Origin of the sequence: Butyrivibrio sp. AC2005 (genome assembly GCF_000424145.1) — a bacterium.
Classification (GTDB): domain Bacteria; phylum Bacillota; class Clostridia; order Lachnospirales; family Lachnospiraceae; genus Butyrivibrio.
In genome coordinates this window covers 31,148-51,903 of sequence record NZ_AUJI01000011.1, presented here as the reverse complement: position 1 = coordinate 51,903, position 20,756 = coordinate 31,148, and the positions used below count along the sequence as shown (strand labels likewise).

Here is a 20,756-nt window from a genome sequence, read left to right as displayed (position 1 = left end):
TTTAAACCCCAATTTTTATTAATTCTTCATACCGGGAAGAGTCCCTTCTCACGAATACAGGCGGCTGGCCAATCGGCGCCTCCACTGTATGTTTTCCTCCCGTGTATTCTTTTTTGCTAAATAAATTAACCCATGTATCGTCAGGTAAAGTCACTTCTCTTTTAACTTTTCCTGCTTCCAGAACCGGAGCCACCAGAATATCCCTACCCAATAAGTATTCTGTCATCTCCGTATATGCCCACGGTTCATCATAGTGATAAAACAGAGGTCTGATAACCGGAGTCCCGCTCTCTGTAGCATTCTTCACCAGCTCCCTGATGTAGTCCCCTAACTCATAATGGAGCCTTGTGCAAAAAGCGGTATGCTTAAGCACTTCCTCGTCCATATCAAACTGGGCATTGTTCCCAGGCTGATTACCTTCGTGTGTTCTGAAAAGAGGTGAAAAAACATTCATCTCTTCCCATCTCATAAGAAGCTCCTTTGACCTTCTCATGTGCATAACAGTAGTGTAACCGCCTGCATCAGAATGTGTAATTCCATACCCTGACATGGAAAGCGACAAAGTCGCAGGAATTACTGACGGAAGTCCGTCGTCCACTGACCAGTCGACATGCTGGTCACCCGTCCACATCATGTCGGTTGCACCTACGCTTCCGGTATAGCCTGCCCTGGTAAAGAAGAACACTTCATTCTCAACTCCGCATTCAAGGATTGCTTCCCTGTTCATCTTCGCCCATATCGAAGGCCAGCTGTTATGAAGAATCCTTGCATCGCCGTCATACAGCACGGCATCCTCAGGCAGATATTCCCCAAAGTCTGCCATCCAGCCGCCCATACCGATTCCAATCATGTTTTCCTTGATGAGATTCTTGTACCACTCATAGGCCTCAGGATTGGTAAAATCCACCATTGCTGCAGGAAAAGTTGTAATAGTTACAAGGTAGTCCTCACCATTTCTGTTTTTTACACAATATCCCTTTTCCTTTGCCGTAGCATAAATATCCTTTTCAAGTGCAATAAAAGGATTTATGTAACCTAAGAATCTGACGCCCTTTTTCTTCCATTCCCTGATTTTCGCAGGGAGATTCCGGTACTGCTTTTCATCATATCGCCAGTTCCACATGACCTGATATCCAAACCCTGTGCATCTGCAACCACACCAGTCCTGACACCAGACCCCGGATACCTTCGCTCCTTCCTTCTCAAGTTCAAGGAGCTTTCTGTCTATATTACCGCAGCCATCAAAACCCTCTTTTACCTTATCTCCATCCTTCACCCAGTCCTGCATGGCGATAATTCCACCTTCATAGATCCAGTCAGGAAGAGTTCTCTGATGTCCAAGGAGCTTAGCCAGTTTTCCTGAAATCTCCGTAAAGCTATCTGCTTTTTCACATACAAACCGAGGATATTCCTGAGTATGTATCGTTATTTCAGAGGGCTTTGAAAAATCAAAGTAGCCATAAGCCTTCATATCCACATGCACATAATATTTATCCGAAGATACAAAGGTTGGCTGCACATAGTAGGACTCATATTTACTGAAGGAAAGCTTTCTCTTCGGCCGTGGTCCTCTTATCTTTTCTTTTATCAGTTTTCTTGAAATACGCCGGACGTTCTGATGCTCTGCAACCCATATCCTTACTTTCTGTCCTTTTAAGTCAAACTCCGAATAATTCTCGCCACATCCATAGATATGTTCATCAGGATTTGTGCCAAAAGTAAACCAGAACCTGTTGATTTTTGAAGAACTTCCCACTGAGGATGAAAGCTCAGCCCCGGTTTTTTCTTTGTCAGTCCAAACCTTAAGTGTAAGTCTCTCCCCAACCTCTTCACACTCATATACGTAACTCACAAAATCCTTGGAACGAATGGTATCGACTAACTTACATTTCTGCTTCCAATTAATCTTATGCTTATATTTAAAGCTCCCACGCTTCATGGAAAATCTGTTTTCGCCATTTCCAACTGTGAGAGCTATCTTACTAAAGTCTATTGCAATCCCCTCCCATAGAACATAATATTTCCCTGTTCTTTCCCCTAAAAGCAACAGGGATTGATTAAACATCTTAATCAATCCCTATAATTCTATAGTACCTATTTTGTTTTCTCAATTGTGAATAAATAAAGAAAAAGATTCTCTCGAATTGTGCATTAATAACATCCGCAAACCCTTGAAATTTGCGGATGTTCGAATTTGCCTTTTTCCTGGTCGTTATCTCACTTTTTTCCTGCGTCTGCCATCATAGCAAGACTTCTTGCCATGGAATCAAAGGTGTCACGCTGATTAGCACCGTCCCTATCAGCAATCATTGCCAGTGTCTGTGAAATATCATTAAGAGCCAGCATGATATTCTCCATGGATGCCTTCATTATCTCAGCTTCATTGCCCTTTTTGGCAATCTGATCGTATTTAAGAACTCTCTGCTGCTGTAATCCTGTAACTTCAGATACTCTGCTCATAATTCAAACCCCTTTCATAAGATATTCGCTGCTAAATATAATGATAATCCATCATTTTCCAAAAAACTATTAAATAAGAATTATCTATTATTAAAAGATTGTAACTATTCAACAACCTGACCATAGAAGAGAATCTCCTTTGATCTTCCTGTGGTCATGATATAGTACTTAAAGGGCTTATCGGCTATGAATTCCTTAGGCTCCTCTTCTTCAGTGGGCAGGGCACTTCCGACCATAACCATTCCCGACGAAGCAGCGGCCTCGATTCCGTTTTCATCTGTAACAATCTTGGTCTTCTGGATAATATCTGTAATATAAAAATTTTCATTACTGCTCATTGCTGAAAAATCAGCCTCAGGAAGGAACGCTGTTTTAGCACCTTTCCCCTGAAGATATTTCACAAGTTCCCTTTTGTCGAAGGAGGTCTCTGTTGTAAACTTAGGCACCTTTACGTGAACCTTTTGCATCGTTGCCTTGGAAAGCTTCCCCTGGAAGTCCGAAGAATCTCCAAGTACATACATCACATCAATTCCGCCATTCATGGTCATTACAAGAATCTTTGTTTTATCATCTTCAAAATATTTAAAGTGATCAGTCTGATCCATGAATTCCTTCTTGATACAGCATCCGTCGTAAGACATGAAATCGCCCTCTTCGGTAGCTGCCTTTTCAAATTCCCTGATCCAGGATGATTTGAGATACAGGGTATTAACAAGGACCATATCTGCTCCTGAAAGATCATCTGAAAGAGAAGGTATTAGCCCGTTTGTTCCTTCATTTACCCAGTTATTTACAGCATCTGTTATTTCTCCGGCCTCTACGTCCTGAGCTTCCGCTTCGTAGTGAGCCTTAATATAGTCTTTATAATCCTGCGACAACGCTCCGGGCATTTTTGTGTTATGCCAGGCAGAATTAAGTATATGGAAAGTGACGTTCTTTTCAGTGGTATCAGGCACGTTCACAAGATTCTCGTACCATTTGTTCATTGCAGCCTCATCTGAAAAACCGGCAGCCTTAAGAAGCTCTGCCTTAGTCTCATTGTCAGCTCCTGCTATTGCAAGTCCCATAACTGATCTTAATGAAGCCGGAGATACAATGTAGTTTTCATTCTTGTATCCTTCATTCTCCAAAAACTCGAACAGACCTTTATCAAAATCACACATAACAAAATCTGCCGTTTCCAAGTCTTCCGAAACTTTAGTTGCAGACTCACCTTCGGAAGCTTCAGTTTCAGTATTCTCAACCTCCATAGCAATTTCGCTCATATCTATTTCATCAGTGTCGGACTTCTTTTCTTTTGTTGTATCCGGGGCAATGTCCGCAACGTTGATTTTGACCTGATTGGCGGTAGGGGTATCTGCATCTTCGACTTCCTGAGTTTCTGCCTGTTCGGAGGGATTTTCACTTTCCTCTTCTTCCTTCAGTTTATGACCCAGATATATGATTGTCACAGTTATCGCAAATAACAGACCGCCACAGGCTGCAACAACTACCAGCCACATAAGAATTTCTTCCATTCTTTTTCCTCCGCGTTTCATATGTGAGTCTCCTTACTACCAAGTATTCCCCTCATCCGCCCTTCGGGCACCTTCCCCCCAAGGGGAAGGCTTTAGATATTCTTCGCAAGCAGCCATGCCATAACATGCACACTCTGCTGGAATTCTCCCTTATGGATAAACTCCTCAATCTCCTCCCGGGTGTACACTTCCACATTCAAAAACTCAGTATCATCAAGATTCTGTCCCGAAACCTTTCTGCAATTTTTTGCCATATAAACATGAGCGTAATTGTCAGCTATGGTCGCATTGGACGGAATGGTAATAAGATGCATCCATTCATCGGAAGCATAGCCTGTTTCTTCAGTGAGTTCTCTTTTTGCAGCTTCCAGAGCATCTTCCACGTCCTCTGAGTTTTTATCCGCAGCTCCGTATTCTTTTCCATCGCTCCGCTCTATTCCGCCTGCCGGGAACTCAGTAGTCACTTCACGAATGCCCTGTCTGTACTGTCTAACGCAGATGAGATTGCCTTCAGTATCAAAGGGAACTATCACCACATAATCTCTTCTGCTGTAGCTGTAATAGGGTTCGAAAACCGTTCCGTCAGGGAATCTGAATGTCGACTCCTTAAAATCTATCCACTCATTCTGAACTATATGCTTTGTCTTTACCTCTTCCCAGATGAGGTCTTCTCTTTTTCTATTCATATCCTGTGTCATATTTATCCTTTTGCATTATTAATTAGTATAAAATTTTCTTGGGCATAAAATCAAGATAATCACCTGATACCAGACTATATTCTATGCCATCCACATTACCCAGCAGACTGTCATGGAATCTCTCCTTCCCATGACAATGAGCATAGACTACCTGCTCCGCGCCGTAGGCCTTTGCCATCAGGGTAAAACGGCTCTGCCTTTCCCCCAGCTCCGTTGGCGGATAATGAAGGAACATAATGAATTTCTCATAGCCTTCTGCCCTCGCAGCCTCAAAGGAAGCCTTCAGCCTTTTTGCCTCACGCTCAATCAGCATATCCGCATGCTCTCTGGTGTCAAAGCCTTCGTAGCAGTAGCCCTTTGTTCCAACAATGGCGTAATCCTTGTAGGGATAAAAATTGTTTTGCAGGAAAAACAGTCTGCCTTTATACAAATCATTCAGCTTCTGTGTTTTCTTGGCATTCCAGAAATTGTCGTGATTACCTCGTATCAGTATTTTTCTGCCCGGAAGATTTTCAATAAATTTCAAATCCATCTCGCAGAGTTCAAGACTCTTACCCCAGCTGTGGTCGCCTACAAGAACAAGGGTGTCCTCATCGGTCATTATCCTGTTGCAGTTCTTTTCAGTTTTTCTCTCGTGTCCTCTCCATACCTTGCCGAAAATGTCCATGGATTTATCGGACTGATAGGCAAGGTGAAGGTCGCCTAGTGCATATAGGGCCATTTATGATTTCCTTCCCCTCATCCGTCAGCTTCGCTGCCACCTGTCTTCACTCCGTTTCGGTCCGCGCAAAACCGACATCCCCCGGATGTCGTGCGCCCCCACGGGGAAGGCTATATAATAATATGTCAACTTCACTTATTATAATATTTTATATTATCTATGATATTGCCCAAAAGTTAAATCCGGGTAGCCTATCCAAAACTACCCGGACTTTGTTATAAGTATAGCATTTTCTTTATACAACTGCATTTCTCTATTAGCTTTTCATATTTCAATAGAACAGGACAAATCTGATTCCTACTGCGCAGATGCTATAAAAGTTCCTTCATTACATGCAGGAAGATATACGGAATTAAACATTCTCTTGTGCATGTAGTTATCAGCATCAGAAAGGTTGTAGTAATCGTATACAGTAGGATTCTGATCATCCCAGGTACAGTCAACGTTGTAATAATTATCACCAAGCTTAATTATATTCCAGGCGTGGAGCTCTCCGGCTGAACCGGCGCAAAGATAAGTGGGAACGCCAAGTCTTTGCATAAGATACTGGAAGGCCTTTGCATAACCGGCACAAACAGTGTCATTTCCAACAATAGCGCTGTAGGCACTCTGGTCAAGTGGATTATGCTTATAATTCAGCTTGTCTGCCAGAAGATTATGGACATAAAGCTCTTTCGAATATACATCCGGTAAACCTTCCGCTCCTGCAACTATCTGCTCAACTATAGACTGAAACTCTCTGTTAGCAGCAGGTATATTGTTTATTCTGTCGTAGTAGCGAAGGCGCAGTTTTATCGCTGCTCCTTTGTAATCAAACTCCTGATAAAAGGTTGTATCAAGCCAGAAAAGTTCGGGATGATCAAACACTACACTAAGAATGATCATCTGCATGGTATCCATATTTACCTGCTCAACAGGTCTGAAGGTTGTATTCAGATTCAGGGTGTTAGCATATATCTGCCTGTAGAGAGCTTTTCCCGTATCATTCAGCATATGGTAATAAGGATAGTATTCCGTGCTGAAAATAAATTCATTTCCGAGCTGACCATAGTCTGTACTGTTGATCGCCTGCTGTGCAAGTCCCGCATCTGTTAGTTCAATAATCTCAGGTTCAAATGCGGCATAACCGTTTTTCCCCGTCGGGTATCCGGGCGTGTATTGAACTGCATTCTCATTCCCGGAAGCATCCACATCTCCGGAGCCTGTATTCTTTAAGGATTCGGTTTCTATGTTGACCTGAATCTTCTTTCCGCCTTTTCCTGTGAGTGCATTGACCATGGCATCTGCGGCATCAGCAACATCCTGGACAGTGACATCCGTCTCTGCAAGATTATCTACCTTTGTTGCTTCCAGCTGATTTATTGCATCCGAAAGCCCGTTAACCGCATCCGTTATCATAGAACCAAGCCCGGAGGATCCGCCATCTTCAGACTCCTCATTAGCTTTTTGGGTCTTATACCCATATATGTAATCCCAGTCCGGAACCTCAACATAATATTTTTTTGAGTTATCTACCTTAACCTCTTCCTTTTCGGCAGGCCTTATCAGTTCATTTATCCACACGCCAATATCGGGGTTAACAGCGCATGCTATGATTGCCATCACCCCGGCTATAACAAGTCCCATTATTCCATATGCAATACTTTCCGCTACTTTCATAATAATCACATCCTTGTGTTTTATTAAAGATGAAAAAAGGGAGCAACCATGCCCCCTTTCACCATTATTATATGAAATAACGAATATCATTGGTATTAAATTAGTATAAAAATTACTTTATCTTTTTATATAAAAAATAGTTAAACTCCATTCCATCCCAGCCATAAACTTCATTATCTATAAGTTCATAGTGATCATTTATCGAATCCGGAATGTGATCGCGGACGAGAACGTAATCGATGAGTCCTTCCCTTACATATCGCTCCTGTTCCATGTAAGGATTATTTTCAGGTTCGTCGATATTAAGAGTCTGTGTCTGGAACCATCTGCAGCTTGGCACAATATCACAGAGTGTATAAAGCCCGGCATCAAGGCATCCAACATTGAGGAGCGTCGGGTTATCAGTCTCAAGGACTTCGTCGCGAAATCTGAACATGAAGTAATCATCCCCGGACTCCCGCATGAACGGCACATTCATGGAATTGATATAAACAAATATAATTGCCAGACCACCGGTTATCAGTGCTGCAAGGAATCTCATTGCAGTCTTATCACTTGGCGTTCCCTTTTCAAGATAATAATGGGCAAGAAGTCTGCCAGGCAAGGCAAAGCCAACTACCGCAAATACCGAAAGCGGAAGCGAATAATAGGGAAGATCTCTTCCTCCTCCAAAAAAGCCAAGAAACATAAAAACAAAAAGCACAGGTACAATAAGTCTTGAAAGCAGCTTTTGTCCTTTTCCGAAAATACCGTAGGCAACTCCCAAAATAACAAAGGCAAAATACTGCCAGTCGTCCTTTATCAGATAGTAGAGAGTCTTGATAAGGTATATGATTCTGCCATCCTCGTTCTCCACCTTTGTGTAGACAAACACATTCACATAGACATAGCCCCAGTACCAATCGCTGAGCCCGCCCTGAACTCCAAAATAAATTATCCAGGGAACAAAAGGCAGGAACATTCCAAGGAGAAATACAAAGCAAGCCTTTATCCCCCTTGCAAAATCCTTGTGAGCAAGGAATGAAAAGAATACCATCATCATCCAGGCAAAGAAAAATCCAAGTCCGGTAAACTTAATATTTGCAATAAAACCTGCCAGAATACCTCCATAAAAAACCGTTTTGAAGGGCATCTTTTCATCTGCATAAATATTCTTAAAATAATCCAGAATAAGATACAGTCCCCACACATAAAACGGAAGACATATCTCCTCTGCCGCTCCTCCCCACCAAAAGCTCCTGGAGCAGGTGATTGTTGCAAAGGTACAAACCGCAAGTATCGCAGAGGATACAAAGCGCTCTTTTCCTGCATATATTCTGATTATCCTGTAAAAACCATATACATCCAGAAAGCCAAGAATAAGCTCAAGAATGAACACTCCGGTAAAAGTCGTGTGCGATACAAGGTAAGCAAGACCATAGAAAAAATAAAGGTACATTCCCTTTTGATCGAATACGTCTCTGTAGGGCATTTTCCCATTAAAAATAGCCTTACCCATTGAAAAATAACTGTTTGCATCGTCCCAGTTATTCAAGGGGTAAAGGAAGGATGATCTCGATGCTACAAGAAGACAAAAGAACACCGTAATCAGCATGTAAAAATATATTCGTAAATTCGTCTTTTTAGGCATAATCAAAATCCCATTTTAGTAAAAAATCATACTATACCTTCATATAAAGTCTTATCGCCAATTTGTACCATTTTCAAACACATCATTATCAATGCTTTGAAAATCCAAAGAAAGAACAATATATTCTTTTTCAAGCACGCGCTTCAGTGCTGTCAGAGTAGTAGTTTTTCCATACTGTCTTGCTCTGTTGATAGTAAAGTATTTTCCATTGTCAACAAGCTGTTTTATCTCGGCAACTTTTCCGCATATATCAACCATATAATGTTTTGATGGTATACATACTGCAGTTGTATTGAATACTTTCATTAGTGACCTGCTTTCCGATTCTACACTTTTTATCATTTTAACTATTGTACCAAAACAGCCATAGCTACTGCAATGAATCATAAAACTCCTGTTGATAGTCTTTTCATACTATCAACAGGAGCCATATAATCGTTTATCCACTTCATGACTCATCCAAAGTACTGCGATAAATCGCCAGTAATACAAAGAACATTGCTGTTGTAAGAGGATGAGGTCCGTTCATTATCGACTGAGCAATGTAACCGATAATACCTATCATTGCATATAATCTAACACCTCTTACTTCTGTATTTTTTATTACATTTTTTACAAAATCCACTATCACGCACAGATAAATACCAAGGTATGACAAAGCACCTATTATCCCTGTTGTCAAAAGATACTCGAGCACATCATTGTGTGCATTCTCAAGGAAGTAAAAATCCCCATAGGCCTCAACAATTTCAAAGTAGTAATCTCTTGAAATCTCATCTATGCATCCGGGGCCGATTCCAATAAGCTGCTGCATTAATTCATTATCCCAAAATGTACTAGCCGCAATGTACCATAAAAGTCCTCTTCTGTTCAGGAAATTCATATCATAGTTTTTGACAGCATACACTATCACGCAGATAGCCAATACTATCACCAGAATCAGGTATAGCCAAAACATATACCCCATCAATTTTTCAATATCTTCCTTTTTGAATTTGAGTTCCAGTGCCATCTGAAGAAGCAACAACACAAAACACAGTCCTCCTACAATAAGGTGCACGTTATGAGCCAGAAGAACAGGTGAAACTGTATCAAGCTTTATCTCCGGTCTGTACAAAATTATTACCTTTGCTGCAAATCCCGCCACTCCAAACAAAACTCCGTTAATAAGAAGTCCCATCCACCTATCTGTTTTTTTTAAACAAAATGCAATTATGAATATATAACCTATCCCAACACCAATATAAATGCTATCCGCATGAGTAAGAAACATATTTAGATAACCAAAGAAAAGTACAATAGCTGCAGCTGTCTTCTTAAAACCATTCTCAGATGTTATAAATATAATTACCATTATCGGAATAACGATTGATAAGTAACCACAGAATTGGTTGCTGTTTCCAATTGTAGAGGTGTAGTGATTTTTCCAATTTACATCTACTGTTGCAAGTGCTCCTAACGGATCAATCCATAGGTCATTGAGCAGCGCTATAATCATAGTAATAGTTCCGCCAAGCATCATCCCAAAGAAAGGAACTATATCATCCTCCCTCTTTTCCGATGTTATGAAATACATGATTGCAAGTGAAGCAAGCATTGCTCCGCCTACATACCATGCACCTGCTCCAGTTAAAGCCTCATAGGTGTATTCAGAATACAGCGATGAAACAAGACAAACTCCCCCAAACAGGAGTACCAATAAATCAATCGGTTTTTTTATATTTTTTTTCTCTCTATCCTTCTTTATAACTTCTTTTATAGAGTGTCCTTTAACCGCAATTACCAATTCCTTCACAGCCAAAAGAAAAAACAATGCCATCCCTACTACAATGCTTATCCACACAATAGTCGCTTTATCTGTAAGTATACGCCTGAAGCCTTTTGTCATATACAAAGGTGCAATAGCAAGTATCAATAAAAAATAAATTCGCGCAGCTGTGCGCTTTGTAAATATAGTATTCAAAGGATTTCCTCCCCAAAATCAACTAACTTTTTCTTTACAAAGAATGAGACTGACAGGCCAAAACAGCCTTGCCAGTCTCATCCAAAAGTCATCCTATGAGAAATAAATCAATTAACCTCTTTTAAATACAACACCCTTAGGCGCACTCTTCTGAAGCTTTTTAACAAGCTTATTGAACTGTTTCTTACTCACGCCCTTAAGAATTATCTTCTTACCCTTGAAGCCCTTAAGTGCCTTTGAACTGATCTTGTTAGCCTTAAGTTTCTTAGCATTGATTTTAACTTTTTTAGCCTTCTTAGCACCGCTAAACTGCTTTTTCTGAAGCTGTGTGAGTTCAACATCAGAAAGATCGATGGTCTTAGCCTTCTTACAGTTTTTGAAAGCTTTAGAACTAATCTTTGTAACAGGCTTGCCGTTTACTGTACCGGCAATCTTAACTGTCTTGGCACTACTCTTAACTGCAGTAACTGTAACACTATTGCCCTCAGCCTTAACACTCTCTTCAGTTCCTGAGGCTTCATCCTTAACTACAACAACCTCACCCTTGTCAAACTTATCCTGGTCAGCCTGCTGAACAGAAATGTTCGCGTCAAGCGCCGTGACTTCAACGGTTGCTGCGTTTCCTACTGCCGGAGCAGATGTTGCTACGAGTACTGCCGCAAGGGCAGCTGCAATAATTCTCTTCATAATCACTTTCTCCCTTTTTTAAGAATTTTTGTTTCAACTTCAAAACATATCTATAGTATAGTTTTTTATATTTTTAGTGTCAATAGTATCTATCTTTTTTTATTACATTTTTACGTTTATTTAATAGCGGCTAAAAATTTAATATTTTCTCATTTTAAAGCATGCATCAACTGTCAATAGCTGAACTGTCAATATATGTATCTAAGGTGATATCCATAGTCTCATCATAAATGTTATCTTTCCCCTTCCTAACATCACCTTCATAAAAGCCCACAAACTGTGGCGCATCTGATGACAGCAAAAGCTCCCAGAACACGTTGTAGTCCTTGTCCGGATTATGCTTTTTGAGAATATCCTAGCCAAGCACAAACAGGCCACCATAAATATAACCATATTCATACTCCATAGAATAAACGTTAAAACAATTCCTGCCCTATTTGCATTTTTGATATCACTTATAAGGTTATCCCTTACATGAATCATTTTGCCTGATGAATAATGGTATCGATGATATCTCTGCTTTATTCCCGGCACTCTATTAACAATAAGAATCTGGTATATTTTAATTCTCATAATCAAAAACTCCTGTTGTTAGTATTTTCATACTTTACAACAGGAGTTCTTGATTACTCAGCTTCTTCAGATTCATCAAATTCGCTTAACGTGCGTTTCACCGCCTCTTCAAATGATTGCTTCATATCATCCGGCATTGGATTTGGCACATCCATCGTCAACTCATCCGTAAAAAAATTAAGTTCACTCATATCATAACCTCTCTATATCAAACAAATGCAACGAATTATTAGTCTCATACAGCACCGATGTAGCTAATACTTTTGCCATCATATCTTCATACTTTCTCTTAAAATCATTATAATTCGTATAATATATATCAGCAACATTATTTTTCGCACTAACAATAGCATATACTTCTCCATCATGGCAGAGAACTATAGAGCATTTAATTTGTTCATTTTGGGAAAATGATACTATATCCTTCCCGGAAGGCATCCTGTTGTAAGAATGGTTATGCAGTATTATTATTTCTGATCCATTATCTAAAATCTTTTGATATTCTTCATCAGAAAAGCCGGTCTGAGTAGGTAGCCCTTGTCTGGAAAAGTTATCTACCACAAGCCTGCCATTTCTTGCATCTATAGCAACCATATACTCAAACTCATTTCCATCTGCCTTCTCAAGCAACCTACCTGCTTCATGATATAAAGCCTCTGTAACTGTCTTTGAGAATCTTAATTTTTCAAATTTGTCATGATATAGCTTCGAATTTACCAAATCACGGTCAACTGAAAATCCATTATTGATACCCTTCTTGGATATAAGGGCTTGTTCCTGTTCCATATTAACACTCCTAAAACACACAAAAATAAAACAAAGCGTTAGCTCTGCGTAAGCTACTATAAAAAAATAGGAAAAATAAACGAAATGTTCAGTAGAAATACTACGAAGAGCATATTAGCATTAATATGGTTATATGTAAAGTATCATCAGCCGAATAGCCAACCGATCAGACCACATTTATCTCCAATTCAAACCGTTTTTCAATCTCATGGAGATATTTTTCATTCTTGCCAGCCACTGCCAAAAGCGGTGCATACGCATCTCTTCCACTAACATTGAGCATATAAGGATAAGCTTCAAAATGCTCCTTGTACTGAGTTACAAAATCAAGAATTCCTCTCTGAATCTCTGCAACTCCGATAGGATCTACATCCCGTTTTCCAAATCTCAAGGTGATATCCATAGTCTCATCATAAATGTCATCTTTCCCCTTCCTAACATCGCCTTCATAAAAACCCACAAACTGCGGTGTATCCGATGACAAAAGAAGTTCCCAAAACACATTGTAGCCCTTGTCCGGATCATGCTTTTTGAGAATATCCCGGTTATGAGATTGCGAGTACAAGTAGGCTACCATACGCCCTGACTGAAGGAATGGCTCTGCAGCATCAGGTTCTGCATTGTATATAGTATTCGTACCTGCGACGATTCCTCTTAGATCGCAGCCAAATTTCCACACCTCATTAGTAAGTCTATAGAGAGCCATGGCACCGCTTCCAGCCCAGCCTATGTCAACTGCAGCAGCTCTAAAGCACCCCGAAAGTTTGTTATTATAATATCTCCCTGCTGCCCATATCTGAGAATCATATATTTTTCTAATTATGTCCCTTTTTGAATCAATAAAGCTTCGTAATGCATCGCTATTGTTATCAGTAAGTTCATCTTCAGGATTAAGAGATGATGGCAATTCTGATTCAAGTGAACCAAGCTCCATCGAACCCAGGATGTCTTTAATCAAATAACCCTGATTTACTTTATGGAAGACAAATCTTCTGAAATAGTCATGTCTATCCTTATCATATATAAGCTTAGTCACAGCTTTTCTTGATAGAAATGCATACTCCGCGCTATCTATCGGATACAGGAGCTTATATGCTTTTAATAAAATATCTCCATCCCTTGACAGGAACAACAGCTTATCCAAGTCTTCCTTAACATAGTAATTATGAATAAAAGCACAGTACCCAAGCACAAACAGGCCACCATAAATATAACCATATTCATGCTCCATAGAATATACATTAAGGCAATTGTATATATGAGCGTTGACCAGCCCTCTATATGCTGATCCTATAAGATATGACATATCCTGAGCTCTGTAAAGAATTTCATTTCTATTAACATTTGCATAATTAAGTGTATCAAAGCCTGTATTTTTAGCATTTCTTACATCACTTACAGGGTTATCCCCGACATGGATGACTTTATTAGATGAAACTTCCTGCAATTCGTTTTTTACTTTTTTATATAATTTCCCATCAGCCTTACTAATTCCGAATTCACAGGAAACATACATCTTTGAAAAGCCTTCATATCCATTTTTTATAAGCAATTCTTCTATCTGTTTTTGAGACAGATACATGTCAGATATGATTATTATTTCTTTTCCTAGTGCTCTGAGCCTCTTCCAAACTTCCAGCATAAATGGATTCGCATAGCAAAGTGAAAGTTCCACTTCCCACTCTGTCTGCATTCCTTTTTTGGCATCAAGTCCGGTATCTTCAGCAAGATTCTCCCATATATCCTCCAGGGTTATTTCCATATGTCCGTTTTTTTTGTTGCACTTAACTCTTGCATCCCACTCAGCCCAGGCACGAATGTTTCTGAAATCCAGCATAGAAAGCTTTTCTCCGACAAAATAGAAAACATCTGTCGGTTGCGCCACAGCACGAAAAATAAGTGTGTCAAATACATCAAAGGATATAACATCATAGTCCTTCAACTTGTCTACGAATTCATCCACAGACAGATATCCTTTTGATTTTGCATTCTGCGCTGATTCACTTATTTTGGTAGGAACCACCTTTTTCTCATAAAATTGTATTTGCTTAGTCTTCCCTAAGAACTTAAGGAAAAAAATATGATATCCAAGATTTAAAAGAAGTAAGTACCCCCAGGACATTAGCTTCATGACACCGGATGAACCGTCATGAAAGCGATGGTATCGCTGCTTTATCCCCGGAACTTTATTCACCAAGAAATTATAGATTTTCATTTTCATAGCTGATATAATCCCCACAAAAGTATGATAGTGCGTATATTCTTATGTATACGCACTATAGTATTATATCAGATTTAATTAGTCACTATACATATTATCAAAAATTTTTCACTAGCCATAAGTCTACAAAACGAAGTTTTTTACTCCCCGCCCCCCTTTTTCGAGAGTGTATTTAAATACCCCGCTGTAACAATACCTGATGGGAGTGCCACGATAGCAATTCCAAACACAGAGGAAATCATAGCTACAGTCCTGCCCACAGTTGTCACAGGATAAATATCTCCGTATCCCACGGTTGTCAATGAAACTGTCGCCCAGTAAATAGCATCAAAAAAAGAATTAAATGCCTCCGGCTCCACACTAAAAACGACCAGAGCAGAGACAAAAACATACCCCATAGCAAGAGATGCCACTTCAAGTAGAGCTCTCTTAGAATCCTTCATAACATTAATAAGAATTTCCATACTACCGGAATATCTCACTACCCGTAACACCCTGAAAATTCTAAGTGTTTTTATCACTCTGAACAACCTAAGGACTCTAAAACTCTTGTCAACATACGTAATAAAAGGAAGAATTGACAGCATGTCTATTATAGCCATAGGAGTGAAAGGATACTTTACAAACGAAGTCACCTTCCTGCTTTCTAATTTATAATCTATAGTAATCCATCTCAGAGCATAATCAATAATAAATGCAATAGCAGCTATAGGGTCAGTAATCTCAAATAAAGGTCGCGGCTCCTTAAAAAGCATCGGAGCAATGCTGAGAATTATAAAAAAGAGCATAATGGCATCATACCAGTCACTAAGCTGATCACCTTCTTTTGCAAGCTCTATAATCTCATAAATTTTCTTACGCATCTATTTCCTCCTGCAAGACAAAAGCACAATATCTCTTGTCCACAAATCGCCCAAGTCTCCATATTACACAGAATATAAAAAGCAATATTTCAAAAAAAGCCTGCATTGAAAACTAATTTATTCCATTTGTGTCAGGCACTATTTAAATGCATCTGAAGAACATCGTTCAAACAGTATATTTCCATTTCTCATTTTGAAATAAGATATAAACACTTGTAGAAGAGGCTTCTTACAAAATGGTTAATGAAAAGAATAATCAAATTTATAGTGGTAAGCTACAACTCTACGTGCTGGACTTATCTCAGATATAGTTAGCAACCTCTAAAGACAGCGCCCACAATATTGATTACTTAGCCCACTATTCAACGCGCAAACATGGGAGAAACTTAACAATTTAATAGCTTCCAGAAGGATGCTGAAATCACTCAAAAAAGGTCAAAATCAAAGTACTGAAAAAAAGCAGATTGAGTAACCCCAAAAACAAAAGTGATTATTTATTCTACTGCTCCCAGCTCAAAACAGCCGAGACCATCTTTTCGCCTCTTACACTATCTCTGCAATCTCATAATAGTAATCATCATCTGCAGTAATATCGCCTATTGTCTCCCCAAAAATACTGTAAAGTTGCTCCATAAGTCTATCCTGCTGCTCCACTCTAACCCCTGAAACCTTTATATTTTTCTTCCATATTCTGCCATATAAAGCCTTCCATTCCTTAAAATCCACCATAAATTCCGAAGACACATATTGCTTCACAAAATCAAAGGCATCTCGAATATCCTCAAGTTGTACTATGTAGTAATCGCAAGAGTGTTGTTGATCCTTAGCATAATAAAAATATCTTGCTTCAGGAACTGTGACAAAAGTGCGTATAGCCGAAAACCATAGGCTTGAATAAACAAAATCCTCTAGCATGACATGATGCCCTAAGTACTTTGATGTATCTGCAAGTGCCTTCTTAAGTATTGATGCTTTATATATCTTATTCCAAACCACATGAAAATGGTAACAGCGCCCCTGTTGATGCCAATATTTCTCAAGAAGAGTTTCCTGCGCTTTCACATCATATGGAAACTCTGCGCATCTCATCTGAAGGTAACGCTCCCCTTTTGTATTCACATTTATAATTTGTCCCACTGCTATATCACTGAATTCCTCAACTGCCGCTTTATATAACATATCAAAATATTCAGGCACTATCATATCATCGCTATCAACAAAACCTATATAATCACCTCTGGCTTCCTTAATACCTTCTTGTCTAGCCACAAATAGTCCCCTGTTTTCTTCAAATCTGATAAGTCTTATACAGCCATATACCAACCTATACCGCTTTACAATAGACGCGCCGTCATCTTCACTTCCATCATCTATACACAAAATTTCACACTTAATATTTGTTGTGTTTACGATATGACTCAGAAGCCTTTCAAGATATACCTCTGCATTATAAAAAGGAATTATGATTGAAAGCTCGGGATGAAAATGATATCTATGCCTTAATATCTTCTTCAATAATCGCCTGTATGATCTCATCCTTTATGCGCTCCCCCGCTTCTCCATCGTAATAAGGAATGCATTTTGAAAACATTCTCTCACGGACAGCCTTAAGAGGATCCCTTCCTTCCATACATTTTTCCACAAAATTCACCATATCTTCACATGTTGTTCCCTTGTAATATGCATTCATAAGAGGTGCTATCGCATCAGTTACCGGTTCATCGTACTTGTGATTGGTCATATAAAGAACAGGCACATCCAAGGCTCCCGCTTCAACCATCACAGAACTTCTGTCTGTTATTATGTAATCCGCATCTATGAGCTTGTTCCAGTAATCATCTCCTGTAAAAATCTCAGCACTCCCACTGGATGAAAGAACATTCACTATCTCAGAGGTCAATGCATTAACTTCATTCCCCCAACTCCTCTCAAGGAATTTCGGGTGGGGCATGAAAACAATATGAATACCTGTAAATCTCCTGATAGTCTTCGCAAATTTCAAATATTCATACAAGTCCGGCGTGACAAATACCCTTTTTCCGGATTCCATAATCCACTTGGGAAAATGAACTTTCCACACCAAGGTATTTACTGCACCGCTCTTTGCATTTCTCCCTAGATTTTCGTGGTAGAAATCCATCCTAGGAAGTCCCGTTACTCTAACAGCCTCATCATTCATACAGTATTTCCGGTAATCACCCTTCATCACATCTGAAAACGTAAAGATTCTCCAGCAATTAAAGATGGTTTCTTCCTCGAAATGAAGCCTATGTGAATCCTCTGTATCCGAAATTTCTATGCCATATGGAATATATACCAGGCGGATTCCCTTTGATTTCCAGATGCCTGACCTGTGATTTTCTTTTCTATGCCAGTTGTCATAAGGTGTCTGAATAACGAGAACATGCGGTCTGAATTCACTGATACTGAAAGTGTCAATAGTATCATATTCTATAGAATTTTTCTCAAGGAACTCTCTGGCTCCATTCATCTGTGACTTCTCCGTACCCGTCTCCTCAAGGAGAAATAGGTGGCAGTCTATACGCGAATCCCTAAGACACGCCTCATAAAAAGACTTCCAAGATATCCAAATGGACGGAATCTGGTAAAGGAAAACAATACGAAGCTTATCTCCATTTCTGTAAACGACCTTATTTCTTTCAAAACTTTGGGCTACCTGCTCAAGGCGGAGAGCCTTGTTCTCAGATTCCAACACAGAGAGCCTTTCCTCAATTCGCTTATATCTATCCCATGTCCAATGTTCTATTCTTCCATCGATTTCATAGTACTGTGCATTGCTTACATCCTTTGTAACGTTGCTAAGATGCTCAATATTTGCCGCAAACAGATGCAGATTAGCCCTTTGTATAAGCTTTAAGGGTTTTATACACATGCTACTTATGATGTTTCCAAGGTTCACTTTCTTTCTGATTTGTGTATTATCTTCGTTTACAATTTGAGAAAGATTATTAAAAATGCTATTAATAGACGACACATTAATAGGCTCATGCCAAGAAATCCCCTCATTTGCCCATCTCCACTTAAGCGCAATTGCTTTGAGCAGAGCTGCTTTATCATAGTAGCCAATCCTGTTATTGGCATCCCATGCCTCAAAAAGTATCCTCTTTAAAGTCGCAAGGGCATTCTGCCTTTCAGTATCACTAAGACTGAATACTGTATTAACGTATCCTCCGAGTACATACATATCTTCATCTGCAACATTCATTGCCAGATTATCCTTTAACTGCCTTGCAGTAATCCTACACATTTCAGACTGTATAAGTGCCTCTTTTTCTCTGGATATATTGGAATAAGAAACCCTGTATTCCCCATACACTTCAGGTAAAGTAACAGCATCAGACACCCTTATGAGCCTAGTCCAGAGGTCGTAGTCCTCTATCACGGAAGCCGTGTTATATTGAAGGCTGTATTTATCAAGGGCTTCTCTTCTTAAAAAAACAGTGGAATGACAGGCATCACAGAAAAAGAGAAGCTTTGCCTTGAGACCATCAGCACTACACTCCGGTCTGTGAATAAAATCTTCTGCATCGTGCCCAAAATAGTGCTGGTAGCACTGGCACATTCCTACATAAGGATGGGATTCCATATACTCCACCTGACATTCGATTCTCTTTCGATTAGCAAGATCATCCGCATCTATCCTGGCAATATACTTCCCGTTAGAAATATTAATTCCATAATTTAATGATCCTGCCAACCCAAGATTTTCTTTATTCTTAACAACTCTTATTCTTTTGTCATATCTACTGTAAAACTCTGCGATTTCAAAACTTCCGTCATTGCAGTCCTCCTCACAGATAATAATAAATTCCCAGTTGGAATAGTCCTGGAGAATAATGCTGTCGATAGTCTCTCTTATAGTGCGAACAGAATTCGCTACAGGCATCACTATTGACACGAGTGGCTTATCCGTATTTATAAATTGATTCTGTTCATCTTTGTTCTGATGATATATCTCCTCATAAGAAAACTTCCTGTAAAATATATCGCAGCTATCGCAGCACCAATTGAATCGCTCATAGAGCATATGGCTAAAGGCTTCTCGATCTATGAGACCAGTTTTGTTATTGGCTTCCTCCAGATTTGAAATCAAATGTGCCTGTACTCTTATAAAAGTGGACATACCTACTCGTCCCTGCTCTTTTGGAAGGCTTCTCCAACCGGAACAAAGATATAAATCTTCATCAGGTATTGAGATACCATAAGCATTGAATATGGTTCTCCTGCTCACCTCTCGCGCTGCAGCTAGTAGTCGGTCTCCTTTTTGAATAGATATATTCTCAAATCCCCATCTATGATCAACAAGTACCTCCGGAATGTTCACAATTTTTTTTTCGAACATAATCCTTGTCCAGAGATCATAATCCTCACACAGGCTCTTCGCATCGTATTTATATCCTGCCTCTAGCCATTCACATCTCCTAAACATTATCGAACAATGACTAATTTCACATCCAAAAAGAAGCCTTGCTTTCAAGGCTTCATAATCGCATGGAGCATTCAGTATGTAGTTAGTATTTGGAAGAACACTTCTAGTAAGTGTTCCACAAAGAAACACATCAGCATTATCTTCCATGAATTCATATTGCTTCTGCAATCGTTCTGGATATGATGGATCGTCAACATCAACCCTTGCTATATACTTTCCCTTAGCAGCTTTTATTCCAACATTAAGAGATTCAGCAAGCCCTAAGCAATCAGTATTTTTAATAATCTCTATCCTATTATCCAGAGCAGCATAATCCTTGATGATGTCATCAGAACCATCATCATTTCCAAATTCGCTAACAATAATTAATTCCCATCTTTCGTGTGTTTGCGATTGGATACTTTTGATAGATTCTTCTATGAAATTTATCCCCTTATACAATGGAACTATTATTGAAATATCAGGCTCATTTAATCTAACTTGATTCTCAAAAACAGATTTACTTTTATACATAAAAATCACATCTCC

Annotated in this window: 16 protein-coding genes; all 16 read right to left on the bottom strand. The window is 39.3% G+C overall.

The annotated features are described in order from the left end of the window. Position 1: 1 nt before the first annotated feature. Positions 2-2,065 carry an alpha-glucosidase gene (locus G602_RS24915; RefSeq protein WP_044930880.1) on the bottom strand — a complete coding sequence of 688 codons (2,064 nt, stop codon included), beginning with the start codon at positions 2,063-2,065 and terminating at the stop codon, positions 2-4. A 152-nt stretch (positions 2,066-2,217) separates the two neighbouring features. After that, positions 2,218-2,460: a hypothetical protein gene (locus tag G602_RS0102800; RefSeq protein WP_026657567.1), complete on the bottom strand. Its 243-nt coding sequence runs from the start codon at positions 2,458-2,460 to the stop codon at positions 2,218-2,220. 104 nt (positions 2,461-2,564) lie between these two features. Then, a complete protein-coding gene (locus G602_RS0102795) occupies positions 2,565-3,998 on the bottom strand; it encodes a serpin family protein (protein WP_026657566.1) in 1,434 nt (477 codons plus the stop codon). A gap of 71 nt (positions 3,999-4,069) precedes the next feature. Continuing rightward, complete coding sequence (locus G602_RS0102790; RefSeq protein WP_026657565.1) at positions 4,070-4,675, bottom strand: NUDIX hydrolase; 606 nt, start codon at positions 4,673-4,675, stop codon at positions 4,070-4,072. Positions 4,676-4,697: 22 nt separating this feature from the next. Further along, entirely contained in the window at positions 4,698-5,396 is a 699-nt protein-coding gene (locus G602_RS0102785; RefSeq protein ID WP_026657564.1) for a metallophosphoesterase, read from the bottom strand. 297 nt (positions 5,397-5,693) lie between these two features. Beyond that, positions 5,694-7,055, bottom strand: coding sequence for a transglutaminase domain-containing protein (locus G602_RS0102780; protein ID WP_026657563.1), 1,362 nt, complete (start codon positions 7,053-7,055; stop codon positions 5,694-5,696). Positions 7,056-7,167: 112 nt separating this feature from the next. Further along, the gene (locus G602_RS0102775; protein WP_026657562.1) at positions 7,168-8,685 is read right to left on the bottom strand and encodes a hypothetical protein; all 1,518 of its coding nucleotides are present in this window, start codon (positions 8,683-8,685) and stop codon (positions 7,168-7,170) included. A 51-nt stretch (positions 8,686-8,736) separates the two neighbouring features. Further along, positions 8,737-8,991, bottom strand: coding sequence for a hypothetical protein (locus tag G602_RS30850; RefSeq protein ID WP_026657560.1), 255 nt, complete (start codon positions 8,989-8,991; stop codon positions 8,737-8,739). 142 nt (positions 8,992-9,133) lie between these two features. Further along, on the bottom strand, positions 9,134-10,648 hold the full coding sequence (locus G602_RS0102765; RefSeq protein WP_026657559.1) for an O-antigen ligase family protein: 1,515 nt from the start codon (positions 10,646-10,648) through the stop codon (positions 9,134-9,136). 111 nt (positions 10,649-10,759) lie between these two features. Beyond that, positions 10,760-11,335, bottom strand: a complete 576-nt coding sequence (locus G602_RS0102760; RefSeq protein WP_026657558.1) for a leucine-rich repeat protein — start codon at positions 11,333-11,335, stop codon at positions 10,760-10,762. Between the two features lie 626 nt (positions 11,336-11,961). Then, positions 11,962-12,099: a hypothetical protein gene (locus tag G602_RS30105; RefSeq protein WP_155829668.1), complete on the bottom strand. Its 138-nt coding sequence runs from the start codon at positions 12,097-12,099 to the stop codon at positions 11,962-11,964. Position 12,100: 1 nt separating this feature from the next. Continuing rightward, positions 12,101-12,694: a hypothetical protein gene (locus tag G602_RS0102745; protein ID WP_026657557.1), complete on the bottom strand. Its 594-nt coding sequence runs from the start codon at positions 12,692-12,694 to the stop codon at positions 12,101-12,103. A 166-nt stretch (positions 12,695-12,860) separates the two neighbouring features. Then, positions 12,861-14,915 (bottom strand): HAD family hydrolase, encoded by a 2,055-nt coding sequence (locus tag G602_RS0102740; RefSeq protein WP_026657556.1) that lies wholly within the window; start codon positions 14,913-14,915, stop codon positions 12,861-12,863. 140 nt (positions 14,916-15,055) lie between these two features. Then, entirely contained in the window at positions 15,056-15,778 is a 723-nt protein-coding gene (locus G602_RS0102735; RefSeq protein ID WP_026657555.1) for an ion transporter, read from the bottom strand. Between the two features lie 543 nt (positions 15,779-16,321). After that, entirely contained in the window at positions 16,322-17,314 is a 993-nt protein-coding gene (locus G602_RS28515) for a glycosyltransferase family 2 protein (RefSeq protein ID WP_081675811.1), read from the bottom strand. Beyond that, complete coding sequence (locus tag G602_RS0102725) at positions 17,271-20,741, bottom strand: bifunctional glycosyltransferase/CDP-glycerol:glycerophosphate glycerophosphotransferase (protein WP_026657554.1); 3,471 nt, start codon at positions 20,739-20,741, stop codon at positions 17,271-17,273. Before G602_RS0102725 ends, G602_RS28515 begins: the two co-directional genes overlap by 44 nt. Between the last annotated feature and the right edge of the window lie 15 nt (positions 20,742-20,756).